11 protein-coding genes are annotated in these 15,201 nt (G+C 49.7%); 5 read left to right on the forward strand and 6 right to left on the reverse strand.

The window, feature by feature from the left end:
* Positions 1-17: 17 nt before the first annotated feature.
* Positions 18-1,631: a type II restriction endonuclease gene (locus tag NB640_RS06725; RefSeq protein WP_269307979.1), complete on the reverse strand. Its 1,614-nt coding sequence runs from the start codon at positions 1,629-1,631 to the stop codon at positions 18-20.
* Positions 1,632-1,916: 285 nt separating this feature from the next.
* Between NB640_RS06725 and NB640_RS06730 the strand changes: the two genes are divergently transcribed.
* Positions 1,917-3,725: a diguanylate cyclase domain-containing protein gene (locus NB640_RS06730; RefSeq protein WP_269307980.1), complete on the forward strand. Its 1,809-nt coding sequence runs from the start codon at positions 1,917-1,919 to the stop codon at positions 3,723-3,725.
* A 33-nt stretch (positions 3,726-3,758) separates the two neighbouring features.
* Here NB640_RS06730 and NB640_RS06735 read toward each other — a convergent pair whose 3' ends face one another.
* The 4 genes from NB640_RS06735 to NB640_RS06750 form a co-directional block, all read right to left on the reverse strand.
* Positions 3,759-4,463, reverse strand: coding sequence for a thiol:disulfide interchange protein DsbA/DsbL (locus tag NB640_RS06735; RefSeq protein ID WP_269307981.1), 705 nt, complete (start codon positions 4,461-4,463; stop codon positions 3,759-3,761).
* 17 nt (positions 4,464-4,480) lie between these two features.
* Positions 4,481-5,029 carry an SPOR domain-containing protein gene (locus NB640_RS06740; protein WP_269307982.1) on the reverse strand — a complete coding sequence of 183 codons (549 nt, stop codon included), beginning with the start codon at positions 5,027-5,029 and terminating at the stop codon, positions 4,481-4,483.
* 5 nt (positions 5,030-5,034) lie between these two features.
* Positions 5,035-6,744 (reverse strand): arginine--tRNA ligase, encoded by a 1,710-nt coding sequence (argS, locus tag NB640_RS06745; protein ID WP_269307983.1) that lies wholly within the window; start codon positions 6,742-6,744, stop codon positions 5,035-5,037.
* Positions 6,745-6,957: 213 nt separating this feature from the next.
* Positions 6,958-7,458 (reverse strand): Spy/CpxP family protein refolding chaperone, encoded by a 501-nt coding sequence (locus NB640_RS06750; protein WP_269307984.1) that lies wholly within the window; start codon positions 7,456-7,458, stop codon positions 6,958-6,960.
* Between the two features lie 525 nt (positions 7,459-7,983).
* Here NB640_RS06750 and NB640_RS06755 point away from each other — a divergent pair.
* From NB640_RS06755 to NB640_RS06765, 3 genes are all read left to right on the forward strand, one after another.
* Positions 7,984-9,456, forward strand: coding sequence for a hypothetical protein (locus NB640_RS06755; RefSeq protein WP_269307985.1), 1,473 nt, complete (start codon positions 7,984-7,986; stop codon positions 9,454-9,456).
* 157 nt (positions 9,457-9,613) lie between these two features.
* Complete coding sequence (locus tag NB640_RS06760; RefSeq protein WP_269307986.1) at positions 9,614-10,456, forward strand: tetratricopeptide repeat protein; 843 nt, start codon at positions 9,614-9,616, stop codon at positions 10,454-10,456.
* Between the two features lie 108 nt (positions 10,457-10,564).
* Entirely contained in the window at positions 10,565-11,527 is a 963-nt protein-coding gene (locus NB640_RS06765; protein ID WP_269307987.1) for an IS481 family transposase, read from the forward strand.
* 95 nt (positions 11,528-11,622) lie between these two features.
* Here NB640_RS06765 and NB640_RS06770 read toward each other — a convergent pair whose 3' ends face one another.
* Positions 11,623-13,386 carry a methyl-accepting chemotaxis protein gene (locus NB640_RS06770; protein WP_269307988.1) on the reverse strand — a complete coding sequence of 588 codons (1,764 nt, stop codon included), beginning with the start codon at positions 13,384-13,386 and terminating at the stop codon, positions 11,623-11,625.
* 1,122 nt (positions 13,387-14,508) lie between these two features.
* On the opposite strand from NB640_RS06770, the gene NB640_RS06775 reads away from it, so the two are divergent.
* Positions 14,509-15,132 carry a class I SAM-dependent methyltransferase gene (locus NB640_RS06775; protein WP_269307989.1) on the forward strand — a complete coding sequence of 208 codons (624 nt, stop codon included), beginning with the start codon at positions 14,509-14,511 and terminating at the stop codon, positions 15,130-15,132.
* Positions 15,133-15,201: the final 69 nt, after the last annotated feature.

Below are 15,201 nucleotides of genomic sequence, written 5' to 3' on the forward strand. Positions count from 1 at the left end.
ATGGCGCTGCTGCCAGCCTAGCGCTGCTCAATCAGGGCGATATCATCCTCATCGAGCCCGAATGCGTCATAAATAAACTGATCCATTTCACCAGTATATCTGTCCAGGACAAAATTGAAGTCATCAATGTTGGTTTTTTCCTGCTCAAAATAAGCCACCCACGTCGGGAGGTCATTGGCTGGAATATCAACGCCGAATGACGAGATGATTTCTCTCCGGAAGGTATCAAAATCAAGCTCAAACCAGTTCAGAAGACGATCACTCAGCTTTGCTCCCAGTTTTTCCGGTGAGAGGTTGAATGCCGTCATACCCTGAAAATGGAGAATACAGTCACGGCGGTCCTGGGCTTTTTCCATACAGAACTGGGCGATTTGACCGACTCTGCCACGAGAGAGTCCGTCGGCATCGGGAATCGGCAGGGATTCTACATGGTGCGCCTGCAATTCGTACTTGCCGTCGTCCGTCTGACGGGCCAGCGTGGTAATCAGCTTGGACAGGGCCGTTGAATTCAGGAGACCAAACAGGTAGTAATCCGCGTTGGAAATGGTGTGACTCTCATTGCCATACTGTGCGAGTTTTTCGCCGATAACAAAGCCCGGTTCGGACTGAATACGGCCGATACCCATACGAAAGTCGGTAGTGGTGGGGATATCGGTATTTTCCGTATGATCAAGCTCATACCATTTCTGGTCACCTTCCCGCTTCTCGAGTGTTTCCTTGAACTGCTCAAGATATTTTTTAACAGCAGGATATGCGTCAATATCCACTTTTCCCTTGGGCGTGTAGATGAGCCAGTGAAGGCGGGTACCGGAATGCCATCTTTTCAGGCTGTCTCCGGGATAAAATGCCTGCAGGATTTCCTTGGATTTCGGGTCTTCCTTCTCAAGCTGGCTATAGGTTTTCTGGTCGATAACAAAGGCATCATTGATACTGATGGCGGGCCCTGGCTGGATCGGGCCATAAACGTCTTTGAGTGTTGGATGCTTGCGCATCAGCTTGTCCTGCAGCCCGGTGGTAACACTGTCATGCAACCATTGGGCAATCTTCCCGGACAGCATGTTTTCCGCATTCAGCAGGGTATAAAACCGCTGGTATTCGGTGGCGTCTTCGGCCATTTTTACCAGAGAAAAACGCTCATAAGTGGTGCGTTTATGCATCAGCGAATACAGCCTGACCTCATCCAGATTGGAGAGCAGGAAAAACTCCCGCTCAGGCATTTCTTCTGCATGCTGCCGGGCCAACTGAACCAGGCTCAGCTTTTCGTCACCAGAAACAACATCCAGGCTGGAAGAAGTCGGCCCCATCAGTTTGACGAGTGTTACCATCCGGTTTTTATTTTTTTCAAACTGTCCGAGCGCTGCGTCAAAGTAGCTGTCCAGTGTTTTCATGTCTTTCAGCGTATAGGCACTGCCGGTGGATTCGGGCTGATATCCCAGGATATCCACAAGAATCTTCTGCAGGAATGCCGCATGCTGGGCCGTCTTGTCCTGTTTGTTCAACTCGGCAATGTTTTTTGCCCAGTCCTGAAGAATTTGCTGGTGGGCAGGGGGAACAGCCCCCTCTTTGAGGATGCTGGTCAAAACCTGTGTATGGAAAAGATTCTGGTTGGTAAAGGTATTTGTGTTTTCCATAGATATTCCTAGATGAAAAAAGTGTTAAGGTCAGAACAAGCCGACAGATGCCGACGATGACATGAACCCGTTATAAGGTACGGATAACCGATAGTGTAATCGTGAAAATTGAAATAGCACAATATGCAGGAAAAGATTTGCGCCATGCGTTAACAAAAGCCGGGAATAGCCGATAAGATAACTATCCTGAAAAGCGTTTCACAAGAACTGTCTTATAATCTGAAGCTAATAGGGGTTGTCACTGTTCTGATACCAAGGGTACCTGAGCCGATAATGAATAACATAATGTCATCGATCAAATGGAATGAAAGCCTGAATCTGGGTCTGGGCGAAATTGATACGACGCACAGAAGACTGTTTGAGCTTGTCCACGAGCTGGCAAGAACAGAATCGGGAGAGTCAGGGCAGATTTTTGATGACTTGCGACGTTATGTACTGTATCACTACCAGCACGAAGAAGAATTGATGCAATCGCATCATATTGATCCAGAATACCAGAGAGCACATCTGGTGTTCCACAGTTATTATATCAGTACGATTGATCAAATTGGAAGCCTTATTAACGAAGGCTTTATGGCTGAGTTCGACCGCATTCTGATTTTTCTGCTGAAATGGTTGAAATGGCATATTTCCAGCATGGATGTTCTGCTGGCAAAAAAGATTCATGAGCCGGATTCCGAGCGGGTGCAGCAGGAAATGGCGGTATTGAGGGCAGGGGACTTCAGTGATGTGTATTATGAGCTGGGCCAGAAAATTCTGGAACTTTCCGAGCTCGCCCGGCAGTTGGACAATGAAACCTCTCGCCGCAAGATCATTGAGCTGGATTTTGCGCTTTCCAATGCCCGCCTGCATGCCATGGTCAATTTTTCCCACAGTTGGGAGTACTGGGAAGAACCAAATGGAAAGATCATTTATACCTCTCCCTCCTGCGAGCGGATCACCGGTTATGCCGCCGGGGAGTTTATTGAAAATCCGGAGCTCATCTACGAGATTATCCATCCGGAAGACCGTCATATCATGGAGGCGCACCGCCTGGACAAAGAGATGCATGAGGATGGCGAACATGAGTTGCCATACCGTATTATCCGGCGGGATGGCACCGTCAACCGTGTCGGCCACAGCTGCCATGCGGTTTACAGCAGTGCCGGCCGTTTTCTTGGTCGGCGGGGCAGCATTCGCGACAGAAATGAGCGGTATTTCCAGGATGAGCAACAGCGTCTGGCTGAAACACTCTTTACCTCCGTTAATGAAGCGGTTCTGGTGACAGACCAGAAGGGGCGTATTCTTCGCGTCAATCCTTCCTTTACCCGGATTACGGGCCGAAGTTTTGAGGAAGTGCATAATCAGGATGCGACCTGCCTGTTTGATGATGGTGACGTGCCCGGCCATATCCAGCAGACAGCCGATCGGGTGGAAACAACCGGCTTCTGGCAGGGCGAGATTTTGGGACGGCACAAGGACGGTCATATTTACGATGGCTGGATTTCCATTTATTGCGTCAAGAACACCGATGGTCAGCTCGTAAACTATGTGCTGGTTTTTTCGGATATCAGCGAGCGCAAAAAGAACGAAGACCGGATCTACCGTCTGGCCCACTTTGACCTGCTGACCGGCTTGCCCAATCGTGCGCTGCTGCTGGATCGTCTCCAGCAGGGGTTGCTTAAGGCAAGGCGGGAAGCGGCGTTACTGGCGGTCATGTTTGTTGATCTGGACAAGTTCAAGCTCGTCAATGACACGCTGGGCCATTATATTGGCGACTTGCTGCTCAAGGGGGTAGCTGAGCGGCTAAAAGCGTGTCTTCGCGAATCGGACACCGCTGCACGCATTGGCGGTGATGAGTTCATTGTCCTGCTTCCGGCCGTCCAGTCAGAAGACGATGCCCGGCGGGTCGGGAATAACATGCTGGATCGGATTCGCGAGGACTACCTGCTGGATGGCAACAGGGTAAATATTGGTGTCAGCATTGGTATTGCGCTTTTTCCCATGCATGGCAATACGCATGAAGAGTTGATGACGAATGCGGATGCCGCCATGTATCAGGCCAAGCATGGTGGCGGGCCATCCGTTATTTCATACGGCGAACTGCAGAAATAGCGACACTTTCCTGTCAAACGGTTTTCCGGGAGACTATTTCTTTTTCGCCGTGTTTTTCTGGCTTTCCTGCCGCTCTTTCAAAATGCGCGCTACCAGATTGTCCATCACCTTCATGGTCATGACCTGGGCTTCTTCTTCCGTACCTGAAAAATTATTGCCTTCGCTGACAATGGCAAGAGAGGTCACATATCTGCCGTCGATCACAATAGTCGGAACACCCTCGATCTGGTAGGCCGATTGCATCTGAACAGCACCATCACACAAGGACTGTACGGTAAAAGAGCGGTACATTTCCAGGAACTTGTTCCGGTCAATACCGTTTTTCTGCACATAATCCGCTATCTGCGTTTCATTCCTGAGCCGGGTCCGCTTTACCTGGACGGCATCAAAAATTTTATGGTGCAGCGAGTTGGTCATCTTGCCCATGGCTGACAGGGTATAAAACAGCCGCTGCTGCAGGGCCATATTGTCGTTGAAGTTGATATGGACCCGTTTGAATGTCACATCGCGATTGTGTTTTTCCATCCACTTGACGAGTGCCGCATCAAATAAATAACAATGCGAGCAGAAGTAGCCGAAAAATTCGATGACTTCCACTTTTTTTCCGGTTTCAGCCGGCAGCGGCTTTTCCAGTGTCAGGTAATCCACGCCATTTCTGGGCGCATCGGGAGAGGCCACTGCCATACAGGTGACAATACTGAGTCCGATAGCGAGAAAAAGGCGATGAATTTTTTTCATGATGGCTTCCCTGTTTGTTACTGGGCGCGGGAGGTGGTAAATTCAATCCCGTTTTCGCGGAGTTTGTCCTGTGTCGCAGTCAGCGCGCTCTGGGTATATGGCCCGAGATGAACCCGGTACAGGCTGCCATTTTGGGACTTGACTTCCTTTATCCGGGCTTCAATGCCGATGAGAGCCAGCTTGGCCCGCATGTTTTCTGCATCATTTTTTTCACGATAAGCACCGGCCTGGAGATAGGCGGTCGGCTTTTCACTTTCTGTAGCACTCTTTGCGGCATCCGCCTGGGCCTCTGCCTCGGCAGAGGCGTTCTTGTAAGCTTCCTTTGCGGCGTCACGGTTGCCGTACATCGGCTGGTTCGGGTCCGAGAAAGGGGTTGGTGTTTCCGCAAGTGATTTACCCTGTTTACTGAGCTTGCTGTTAAACGGCATGGGCGATCGCGTGATAATCATGGCAATGATGATTGCGATGACCAGTCCGGCGATCAGTCCGCCAATGAAACCCAGCACGGTATTGTTTTTCCAGAGGATATCGTATTGGAATTTTTTCTGAGGTTGTTTGCGAGCCATTTTCGTTACATTTTGTTGGGGGCAGAGACACCTAAAAGTGCCAGCCCGTTTCTCAATACCTGTCTTGTTGCGTCCAGAAGTGCCAGCCTGGCCATTCTGAGGGATTCATCATCAACCAGGAAGCGTTCTGCATTGTAATAGCCATGCAGTGCCCCTGCCAGATCGCGCAGGTAAAAAGCGATCTGGTGTGGCCCCAGTTCATGCAGGGCATGCGTCAATGCATCGGGGTAATCCGCCAGCCTGCCTAAAAGGGTATATTCATACGGTGATGTCAGAACAGACAGGTCTGCCTTTTCCAGTTGGGATTCATCGCCACCCCATTGTTCAAATACCGAACAGATACGCGCATGCGCATATTGTATGTAATATACGGGATTTTCATCTGATTGCGCGAGCGCCAGATCCACATCAAAAACAAATTCGGTATCCGCTTTTCTGGAGATCAGGAAGAAACGCACCGCATCCCTGCCGCGGGTGATATCACTATTGCCGGACCACTCAATGAGATCCCGGACGGTAACATAAGAACCTGCCCGTTTCGAGATTTTCACTTCCGCGCCGTCTTTCATGACGGTGACCATCTTGTGGAGCACATAGTCCGGGTAATTTGCCGGGATTCCCATATTGACTGCCTGCAGTCCGGCTCTTACCCGTGCGATGGTGCCATGGTGGTCACTGCCCTGCACGTTAATGACGGTGTCAAATCCGCGCTGCCACTTATTGATATGGTAAGCGACGTCTGGAACAAAGTAGGTGTAGCCGCCATCCGACTTTCTCATGACACGGTCCTTGTCGTCCCCGTAATCGGTCGTTTTCAGCCAGAGTGCTCCACCATCCTCAAAGGTTTTTCCTGCCCTGGCGAGGGTGCTCACCGTGTCATCCACTTTGCCATCGGTATAAAGGGAGGATTCAAGATAGTAGTTATCGAAATGAATGCCAAAGGCATTGAGATCGTTATCCTGCTCATTTCTCAGGTAAGTGACGGCAAATTGCCGGATGCCATTGATATCATCCGGATTGCCGCTGGCAATGACCGCTGGGCAGTCTCGTGCCGTGATGGTTTTTTTTGCCAGAAAGTCAGCCGCAATATCCGCAATATAGTCACCGTTATAGGCATCTTCAGGCCAGCCGGTATCGCCCGGTTTCAAGCCGCGTGCCCGTGCCTGGACGGATCGCGCAAGATTTTCAATCTGGACACCGGCGTCATTGTAGTAAAACTCGCGGGTTACTTCATATCCCTGCGAAGCAAAGAGTGCTGACAGGGCATCGCCGAGTGCCCCCTGCCGGCCATGCCCGACATGCAGCGGGCCGGTTGGATTGGCTGAGACAAATTCAACCATGACCTTTTTGCCATCACCTTCATGTCCGCGGCCATAGTTTTCTTTTTGCTGCATGATGACCTTGACGACAGCCTGTTTGGCGGCAGGGGTTATCCGGAGATTGATAAATCCAGGCCCCGCCACATCGGCGGATTCGATCAGGTCTTCACGACCAGGCTGGGCCAGTATGCCGCTGACGATTTCGGCAGCCAGATCCCGCGGATTTTTCTTCAGTGGCCTGGCAAGCTGCATGGCAATATTACAGGCGACATCACCATGAGACGGGTCGCGGGGGCGTTCAAGCGATAGGGATGGACGTGTGTCCAGACCGCTTAACAACGGTGCCAGGGCATTTTCAAGCAGATGAATGATTTGCTGTTTTTGTTGTTCTAGCATGGAAATAAACACAGAGGAAGGTCTGTGCGAAACGACAATAATGTTAAGTGGGAGTAAAGCCGATAATTATAATCCCCCTTTATCAATAAGGTCTCGTTTTATAAGGGAAAAAGTAAAAATTAATCGGTTTTTCCTTTCTCGTTCGTCCGGGAAGGCGCTGTAAAAAAGGGCCTTTCCTTTCAGGCAGGCCCTTTTGTTCAAAAGCATTCGAGATTATTTGTTTGCCGGTCTGGACTTTTTCTGGGTACGATCCCTTGCTTTTTCACGCCACTTTTTCGGTGACGTTTCCGCATCAAACACTTTTTGCTGTTCTGGTGTCAGAGTGGCATAGAAGGTTTTCAGGGAAGCCAGTTGCGCTTCCATTTTTGCCTGACGTTCTTTCATGAACTCCAGCCCTTTTTCCATGCGCTGGGGCGCTGTCATGCTGTCAAAGTCAATCGCTGTCCGTTTGGGTGGCGTCAGGGTTTTTGCGGTGGCATCCGTATAGGTCTTCCATGCGCCTTCCTGGCTGGCGGAGAGCTTGAGCTTGTCGTGCAATTCGGCCTGTTTTTTTTCCATGAATGCTTTCCAGCGTTCTTCCTGGCGGCCATCCTCACCATACCCCGGGCCTGTTTCCATGTCCGGTCCGGCAGCAAAGGCGGTAGCGGCAAATCCGGCCGTGCCCATACAAATGGCAGCAGCAATTGTCATCAGCGATTTGTTCCATTTTTTCATGGCATTTCCTTTCTGTAAGCTTTAAAAGAGAGCACGTCCAGTATAAAAACAGAAATTGGCACAATGATAGCGATTACTTCAAAGGGAATGTAACAATTTGTGTGTGTCTGAGCCGGATCAAACCGGTTGTGTCGAGAGAAAAACGCGAAAAGCAAAAAAACATTTTGTTGCAAATGGCTAGATGTATAGTCCCAGTACGATAGGTACATATACAACTGGGACGAAGAAAGCAATCGGATGGCTGAAGGGAAACAGGCACCCTTATATGGGAGAGTGGGCTAAGGCAGATGAAAACACGGTCATTGCCATATGGAGTATTGATGGATACCGCCAGGCAATGGAATATAACCTCAGAGAATTTAATCGATGCAAGGAAGTGCGCGGCAGGTGGGTAATATATTGAATACAGCTCCTTATTGAGGATAAAACGGTAAAATCCAGCTTGTGCCCGACTTTCTGAAACCTGCGCCAGCAAACGCTTTTAGAACGACGAAACAAAGATTCGGGCAAACAGTCTGGGCCCCCTTGACAGTACGGTATAACAGAGATAGCACAGCGCCGCTGTGCTTTTTACTTTTATACGAAGAGGTCTATATATCCAGATATCCAGATTCGGAGTGGGAGACATCCCACCCTGATAACCAGGGCGATTTCAGCATAACTGCTGATGTCAATCTCACAAAAAACAGCCAACCTGATCCGGCCAAATCACCTTTCAGACAACAGCTTGATAATGAACGGATCAGGCGCGAAAACCAGAACGCCTTCTTTGGCGTTCCGAAACAGAAGGAACAGACAGCGCCGATTCATGATCTCGCCGGTTCGCTTGTCAGCAAGCCGGTAGATAAGGACAAGTTCAAGTGGAACTGGAGCGGGAAACACGATGAGATGTTCCGTTTTCGCCCCGATGAACCGGCACACAATGCCGTGTTAAATGGACTTGATGCTATCGGACAATTGAATATCAATCCCAATCCCCTTGAAGAGGGTAGCCGGGAACCAACATGGGAAAGACAATTTCAAGGCCCCTCTTTTCGTGCAGTGCCGGAAAGGGTCGATCCGGATGCGAAAATGCTGGAAAGAATACGCAATATTCCTTCATTCTATGAAAATGCCATCCAGAGAGCCAATGAGGATGAAACCAGTGTAAAAGGTCCTGCTGCTTATCAACGGGATTTTTTAACGGGCAATAATGCAGGCATGCGCCAGTCAGATCAGTTAAGAAATGCAAATGAATGGCGGCGACAGAAAGCGGGAAGCATCTATAACCATGCCGCGTTAGGTGCAGCAAGCGGCGTGCTTGGTTCCACACCCGGCAAGGCACTTGGCTTGGGAGCAGAGGCACTGAATCAGGCATCGCAGTTGGGTGGGAGGGAAAAACTGTTGCAGACCCCTGCAGACATGCAGCAAACAGTGAAAAAGACACAGGAACTGATGTACAGGACCGATCCTTTCCTGACAAATTCCGATGGGAAATCGACGGGCGCAGGTATGACAGCACAAACGCTCGGTGAAATGATGGAAATCGTGCCAGAAGCGCTTTTTCTTAATGGGCTTGCAAAGCGATGGGGTATTCAGGCAGCAACAGGCGCTATTCCAATCGATATGGCACATGCTGTCTATCGAAAATTCCAGGATGTTGTCAGTCAGCTCGACAACCTGCCGCCAGAAGCATTGACTTCAAACGCAGAGTTCATGGAACATTACCAACGTGTTGAAAAGTACGATGGAAATAAAAATCCTGAAGAAACGATGAGAAAGGCTAAAGCTGCCTTTGCCCAAAACAAGGCAAGCCAGCAGGTTGGAGCCAGCGCTATAACCAATATGCTGGGACTCGCCATGTCCCGGATGACGCCCGGCGACAAGGAGGGCTTCTTTCTCAACCTGGGCAAGACCGGTGCAATCCTGAAGGTCATCGATTTCACCAGTGAATACATCAACAAGGCTATGGGGAATGGAAATATCATGCACGCTGGAGACACTGGTATTGCTGATTAAGCCACATCATCAAGGGCAGACATCTTAAGGATGCTGATGGCCTTGATCTCTTTCAGGTGAGCGGCTATCCTGAAGGAATATCTCCGGGCCACAAACCACAAATACAGGATCAGCCATGAAGAACCGGATGGAATTTTTCACTGTTGTGCCCCCCAATATGTTTGCCCGTTTTTTCAGAATATTTTTTTTCCTGTGCTTTGCCGGACTGTGTAATATAGCCTTGGCTGACAACCTGTCTGAAGGTGTCAAATATTATCAGCAGGGTGATTATCTCGAAGCTCACAATTTCTTTGAAAAAGCGGCGGCAGAGGGACAGGTCAAGGGAATGGTTGGGCTTGCGACCCTGTATGACCAAGGAAAAGGTGTTCGGAGGGATTTAAAGAAATCCGCATACTGGTTCACAAAAGCCGCTGAAAAGGGAGATGCAGGCGCACAGAATACGCTTGGTGTTTTCTATTCTAAAGGCATGGGGGTCAAACAGGATCAGATAGAAGCGGCAAAATGGTTCCAGAAAGCATCTGATCAAGGTGATGACATGGCTCTCGTCAACCTGGGCAGCATGTACGAGAAAGGAAAAGGGGTTAAGCAAGATTACGCCCATGCCCGAAAACTGTATATCGCAGCAGCTGAAAAAGGGAATGCCGCAGCACAGTTCAATCTAGGTGTCTTTTACGATAATGGTACAGGGGTTAAACAGGACGATGCCGAAGCAGTAAAGTGGTACAACCTGGCGGCAGAAAAAGGTGATGTTCAGGCTCAATACAATCTAGCGCTCCATATCCTTGAAGGCAAGGGGGTTAAGCAGGACCCTGTAAAAGCGGCAGCGCTATTCCAGTTGGCTGCGGATCAGGGCATGCCGGAAGCACAGTACAATCTTGGCAGGCTTTATGAAGAAGGTTTTGGTGTGCAAAAAGACATAAAAAAAGCCACTGGCCTTTACAGAAAAGCCGCTGAACAGGGCGATAAAAAAGCACAAAACAAGTTGGCGACATTAAAATGAAGTGAAAACACATGACAGGTCACGCTTGGAAATGTCTATACTTTTGTCTATACCTTTCTTGGATAACTTGTGTGATTCATACACATCGTTTCACTGTAACATGCGTTGATGAAACGAGAAATACAACAGAGATTACAGTGGGTGCAACTCTATGAGAAAACGGGTGATGCCGGGTTGGTCTGCCGAAGATGCGGCATATCCCGACCAACTCTGAGGAAATGGTGGAAACGCTATCAGGAACACGGGGTAGCAGGACTTGTCAGCCAGAGTCGCCGCCCAAAAAATTCACCAGCCCAAAAAGTCAGCCCTCAGGCAGAAGAAATCATCCTTGAAATACGGCGTTCCCGTAATCTTGGTGCTCGCAGGATTCAGGCTGAAATAATGCGCCTCCACGATCTGTCTTTGTCATTGGCAACTATCCACAAAATACTCATACGCAACCAGGTAAAACCTGTTCTGAAAATCCGAAAAAAAGCAGGATTTATCCGGTATGAGCGCCCGATTCCCGGTGATCGTGTCCAGATGGACACCTGCAAAATAGCGTCAGGACTATTTCAATACACGGCCATAGATGATTGCACCCGTTACAGGGTCTTGAGGCTATACAGCCGTCGCACAGCAGCCAATACTCTTGATTTTATTGAGCATGTGGTAGATGAAATGCCCTTTCCTGTTCAGCGCGTTCAGACTGACAGAGGTCAGGAATTTTTTGCCATCAAGGTCCAGGAAAAATTCAGGGAATACGGCATCAAATTTCGCCCCAACAAACCCGGCTCTCCGCATCTGAATGGAAAGGTTGAACGTTCGCAGAAAACAGACCAAGCTGAATTTTATGCCACCATCAGACTGGATGATCCAGAGCTACACTCCCTTTTGGCAGAGTGGCAGCATTACTACAACTGGGACCGTCCTCACAGTGCCCATAATGGAAAAACACCTGTGGATCGATTTCACGAGTTGATCGACGATACACCTTTTTCTGAAGAAGTACTGGAAAACTTTTATCCAGAAAAAGAGCGCATTCAGGAACAGAGTTATCAGCGCGATTTGGCCGGCAGAAAATTGAAATGATGTCTGTGAATCGCACAATTAATCTCGCGAAAACAGGAAAAGCGCATGGGCATTACCCATGCGCTTTTAATGCGATACTCATTCCACGTTATTATTTAAAATTCTGTCCAATCCCCTCCATCACCATCTGATAAAGTAGTCACAGGCGTTGGTTTGGCAAGCACTTCCAGTTGCCGGGCTGCCGGTTTGGCAAGCGCTTCCAGTTGTCGGGCTGCCGGTTTGGCCGCAGATTTAGCAGTTGGTCGGGCTGCTCCCGACGATGGCAGCGCAGCACGGGACGCGCCACCACCGTTCCCGACATTAAATATACTCACCACGCCAACCAGTGCACGGGCCTGGTCCTGCAGGCTCTCGGCTGCCGCCGCTGCTTCTTCTACCAGTGCTGCATTCTGCTGCGAGACGGTGTCCATTTCGGTCACTGCCTGGTTGACCTGCTCAATACCCTGGACCTGTTCCTGCGTGGCCATGGTGATTTCGTTCATGATGTCGTTGACCCGACGGATGCTCTCACCGATTTCGAGCATGGTGGTAACCGCGTTGTTGACGAGTTCGGTTCCCGTGGAGACTTTGTCTACTGAATCATCAATAAGGTTCTTGATCTCGCGCGCTGCCGTCGCACTCCGTTGCGCCAGGCTCCGCACTTCGGTCGCAACCACGGCAAACCCCCGACCCTGCTCACCCGCACGCGCTGCCTCTACCGCCGCATTCAATGCAAGGATGTTGGTCTGGAAGGCGATACCATCGATTACGCTGATGATGTCGACGATTTTCCTGGAGGAGTCCTCGATTTCTTTCATGGTGTTGGCAACGAGACCTGCTGCTTCGCCACCTTTGGTCGCAACGTCCGCTGCCTGGGTAGCCAACTGGTTGGCCTGCCTGGCATTATCGCCATTCTGGCGAACGGTTGAGGTGAGCTCTTCCATGCTTGATGCCGTCTCCTCCAGCGCACTGGCCTGTTCTTCTGTACGCGAGGACAGGTCCTGGTTGCCGGCCGCGATCTGGGAGGAGGCGGTTGCGATGGTGTCGGCGCTCTGATGGATCTGGCCTACCACTGAAATCAGACTGTTTTGCATATGTTTCAGAGAGACTAGCAAATCACCTATTTCATCTTGTCGGACAATATCAACCCGGCTTGTCAGATCGCCACCTGCAATGCTGTGAGCAATCCGGTTTGCCTGCGCAAGGGACTGGCCGATCGATCGGATCAGAAATACACCAAAAACCCATGAAAGAAGCAGGCCGGCAATGATGGATGAAGCGGAAATAATCAGGTTTAAGTTATAGTCTCTTTCGGATTCAAGATAGCTTGCTTGGGCAACGTCAAGCTGCAATTGGAGGAGTTTTTCCGCCGTCTCTTTTGCTGCTGTAAACGCAGGAATCGTGACCGTGATCAAATGCATGTTTCCGGTTGCAAATTCACCATTTTGGAAAAAATCCTTTGCCCCGAGCAATCCTTCTTTTACGAAAAAGGCACGCTTTTCCTCGTATTGGGCGGCCAGTTCCTTCTCTTCTGGAGTCAAAGTGGTTGTCTTATATGTTTCCCACAGCCCGGATATCGTCTTGATGCTTTGTTCAACTTTGTCTGTATGCAAAGCGATGGGGTGGTCATGCAGCTTGCTTTCCGGAAGGCGGGGATCATGCATGCCAGCCAATTGAAGCTGGCGAATATTTTCCTGCATCAGGTCATTGATTTTGGCCAACTGTCCGGTCGGCACTAGCCGGTCATCATAAACTGCACGGAAATTGAGCTTGATACGATGCATGTTATAAACACCCAGACCGCCAATGACAACAAGAATAAGAGACAACAAGAACAGAATCAGAAGCAGCCTGGTTCTGATTTTAATATTGCTAAACATGATTACTCCTCAATAAAGTACGAATAAATCCGAACAGAAGTAAATAATACTGCGAAACGCCAGAAGCTGCAGCCGGCGCAACGACTGTGCCAAAACGCTATTCTTCAGGCTCTTCCTCCGCCACATTCAATACCGCCTCCAGGTACATCTCTTTCCACTTATCCGGATGGCGCTCCCTGACCCTGTTATACAATTTCAGGACGTGGACTTCTGATCGGACAAAGGCAAGGACTTCAGGCGGGAAAGTGGCATGCAGGATACGGGTGCTGATATCACTCTCTGAGTTTTGGACCAGCAGGTAATCCTTTCACCTCTGCAATGATCGGGTCATGTCTACCTGGTGAAACGGGCAGCAGAAAAAACTTTGCTGATTGTAGATTTTTAAAAGGTGATTTCTTTTTTGGATGGCAACTGCTGTTGCACGTTCAGATGCAAGTCGCGCCTTTTCTTTCAATAAAAGACGGCAACTGTTCCATGCGTTTTACACGCTCGAGCGAATAGAGACAGGACGGTCGCTGATTTTTTCCCTCTGAACGATCCCGGTCAAGCATATTGGGCCGAAGAAGGTATTTCGAAACGAGGGTAACGCTCCAGTCGCGCTCTAATAGCCCCTTTCTGCTGATGTATTTCTCACCGAGTTTTTGGACTGGCTTCATTATTGTTTTACCTCGCCAGGCCCTTTGAGGATTTTTTGTTTTGTGACAGGACCCAATTCGGTAAAACGCTTTCTGATTTGGATGTAATCGAATGTCCGTCCAAAGGGAAAATATTGGGGAAGAAAGGCCGCTCCAAGACAAGCGGAAATAATTGAGGCGACAAGCATGGATATTTGTCCGAATCGGCTCTGTATGTTTCCTCAAGCCAGTCCATGGCGGCAGCATGGGTTGGAGCTGTTTCTGCCAGTTTTTTCAGTATTTGAATCTGGTATCCCCTCTCGAATTGCATGCTTCCCTTTGCTACGTATTAATACGTAAAAATTAAAATAACATGCGGGAAACTTTGTCCTGCCTGACAAAGCGCCGACTTATTGTCCTGAACCTCTGATCGTGGCGTTTTCTTTGAAACTGCTACAATTCAGGATGCTTCTTCTTGCCCGCATAGTGAAATGGAGATAAAAAACGCATGACAGGATCAGAGTGTCAGGATCAGGAGATATGGGATACGCATTATGGCGAGGACGTTTATTTCTTTGGCACCGGCCCCAACGCCTGGCTCGCCTCAAAGGCACAGTGGCTAAAGCCGGGCATGCGTATTCTGCTGCCGGCTGACGGCGAGGGAAGAAACAGCGTCTGGTGCGCCGAAAAAGGCCTTGTACCCGATGCGTTCGACCTTTCGCCCGTTGCGGTGCAAAAGGCACACCGGCTTGCTGAAAAAAAAGGCGTACAGGTGAACTATGTCATTGCTTCTTTTGATACCTGGGACTGGCAAGTGGCTGCTTATGATGCCGTTACCCTTGTCTTTTTGAACTGCGCGCCACCGGATATGCGAAACCGCCTTTTTAAGCGCTCCATCAATGCCTTGAAGCCTGGCGGCATACTGCTTTTGACGGGTTACAGCGAAAGGCAGCATCTCTACGGTACCGGCGGCCCGTCCGATGCAAAGCAGCTCTATACCGAAGCGATGCTGCGTGATGCTTTTGCTGCGCTTGATATCCTGGAACTGGTCGACTCTGACATCACACTGAACGCAGGACCGGCCCACCAGGGACTCTCATCCGTAATCGGGATGATCGCAAAAAAACCGTGAAGCCCAATGCGCACTGACTCACCTGTTTCCCGGTACACGCTGGCCTTTCACACGTTGGGATTGAACCTT

Origin of the sequence: Oxalobacter vibrioformis (assembly GCF_027118995.1) — a bacterium.
In the GTDB taxonomy this organism is placed as follows: domain Bacteria; phylum Pseudomonadota; class Gammaproteobacteria; order Burkholderiales; family Burkholderiaceae_D; genus Oxalobacter; species Oxalobacter vibrioformis.

Coding starts and splice junctions, on each gene's coding strand:
- NB640_RS06725 (WP_269307979.1), bottom strand. CDS start 1,631: ATGGAAAACACAAATACCTTTACCAACCAGAATCTTTTCCATACACAG.
- NB640_RS06730 (WP_269307980.1), top strand. CDS start 1,917: ATGTCATCGATCAAATGGAATGAAAGCCTGAATCTGGGTCTGGGCGAA.
- NB640_RS06735 (WP_269307981.1), bottom strand. CDS start 4,463: ATGAAAAAAATTCATCGCCTTTTTCTCGCTATCGGACTCAGTATTGTC.
- NB640_RS06740 (WP_269307982.1), bottom strand. CDS start 5,029: ATGGCTCGCAAACAACCTCAGAAAAAATTCCAATACGATATCCTCTGG.
- argS (WP_269307983.1), bottom strand. CDS start 6,744: ATGCTAGAACAACAAAAACAGCAAATCATTCATCTGCTTGAAAATGCC.
- NB640_RS06750 (WP_269307984.1), bottom strand. CDS start 7,458: ATGAAAAAATGGAACAAATCGCTGATGACAATTGCTGCTGCCATTTGT.
- NB640_RS06760 (WP_269307986.1), top strand. CDS start 9,614: ATGTTTGCCCGTTTTTTCAGAATATTTTTTTTCCTGTGCTTTGCCGGA.
- NB640_RS06765 (WP_269307987.1), top strand. CDS start 10,565: ATGAAACGAGAAATACAACAGAGATTACAGTGGGTGCAACTCTATGAG.
- NB640_RS06770 (WP_269307988.1), bottom strand. CDS start 13,386: ATGTTTAGCAATATTAAAATCAGAACCAGGCTGCTTCTGATTCTGTTC.
- NB640_RS06775 (WP_269307989.1), top strand. CDS start 14,509: ATGACAGGATCAGAGTGTCAGGATCAGGAGATATGGGATACGCATTAT.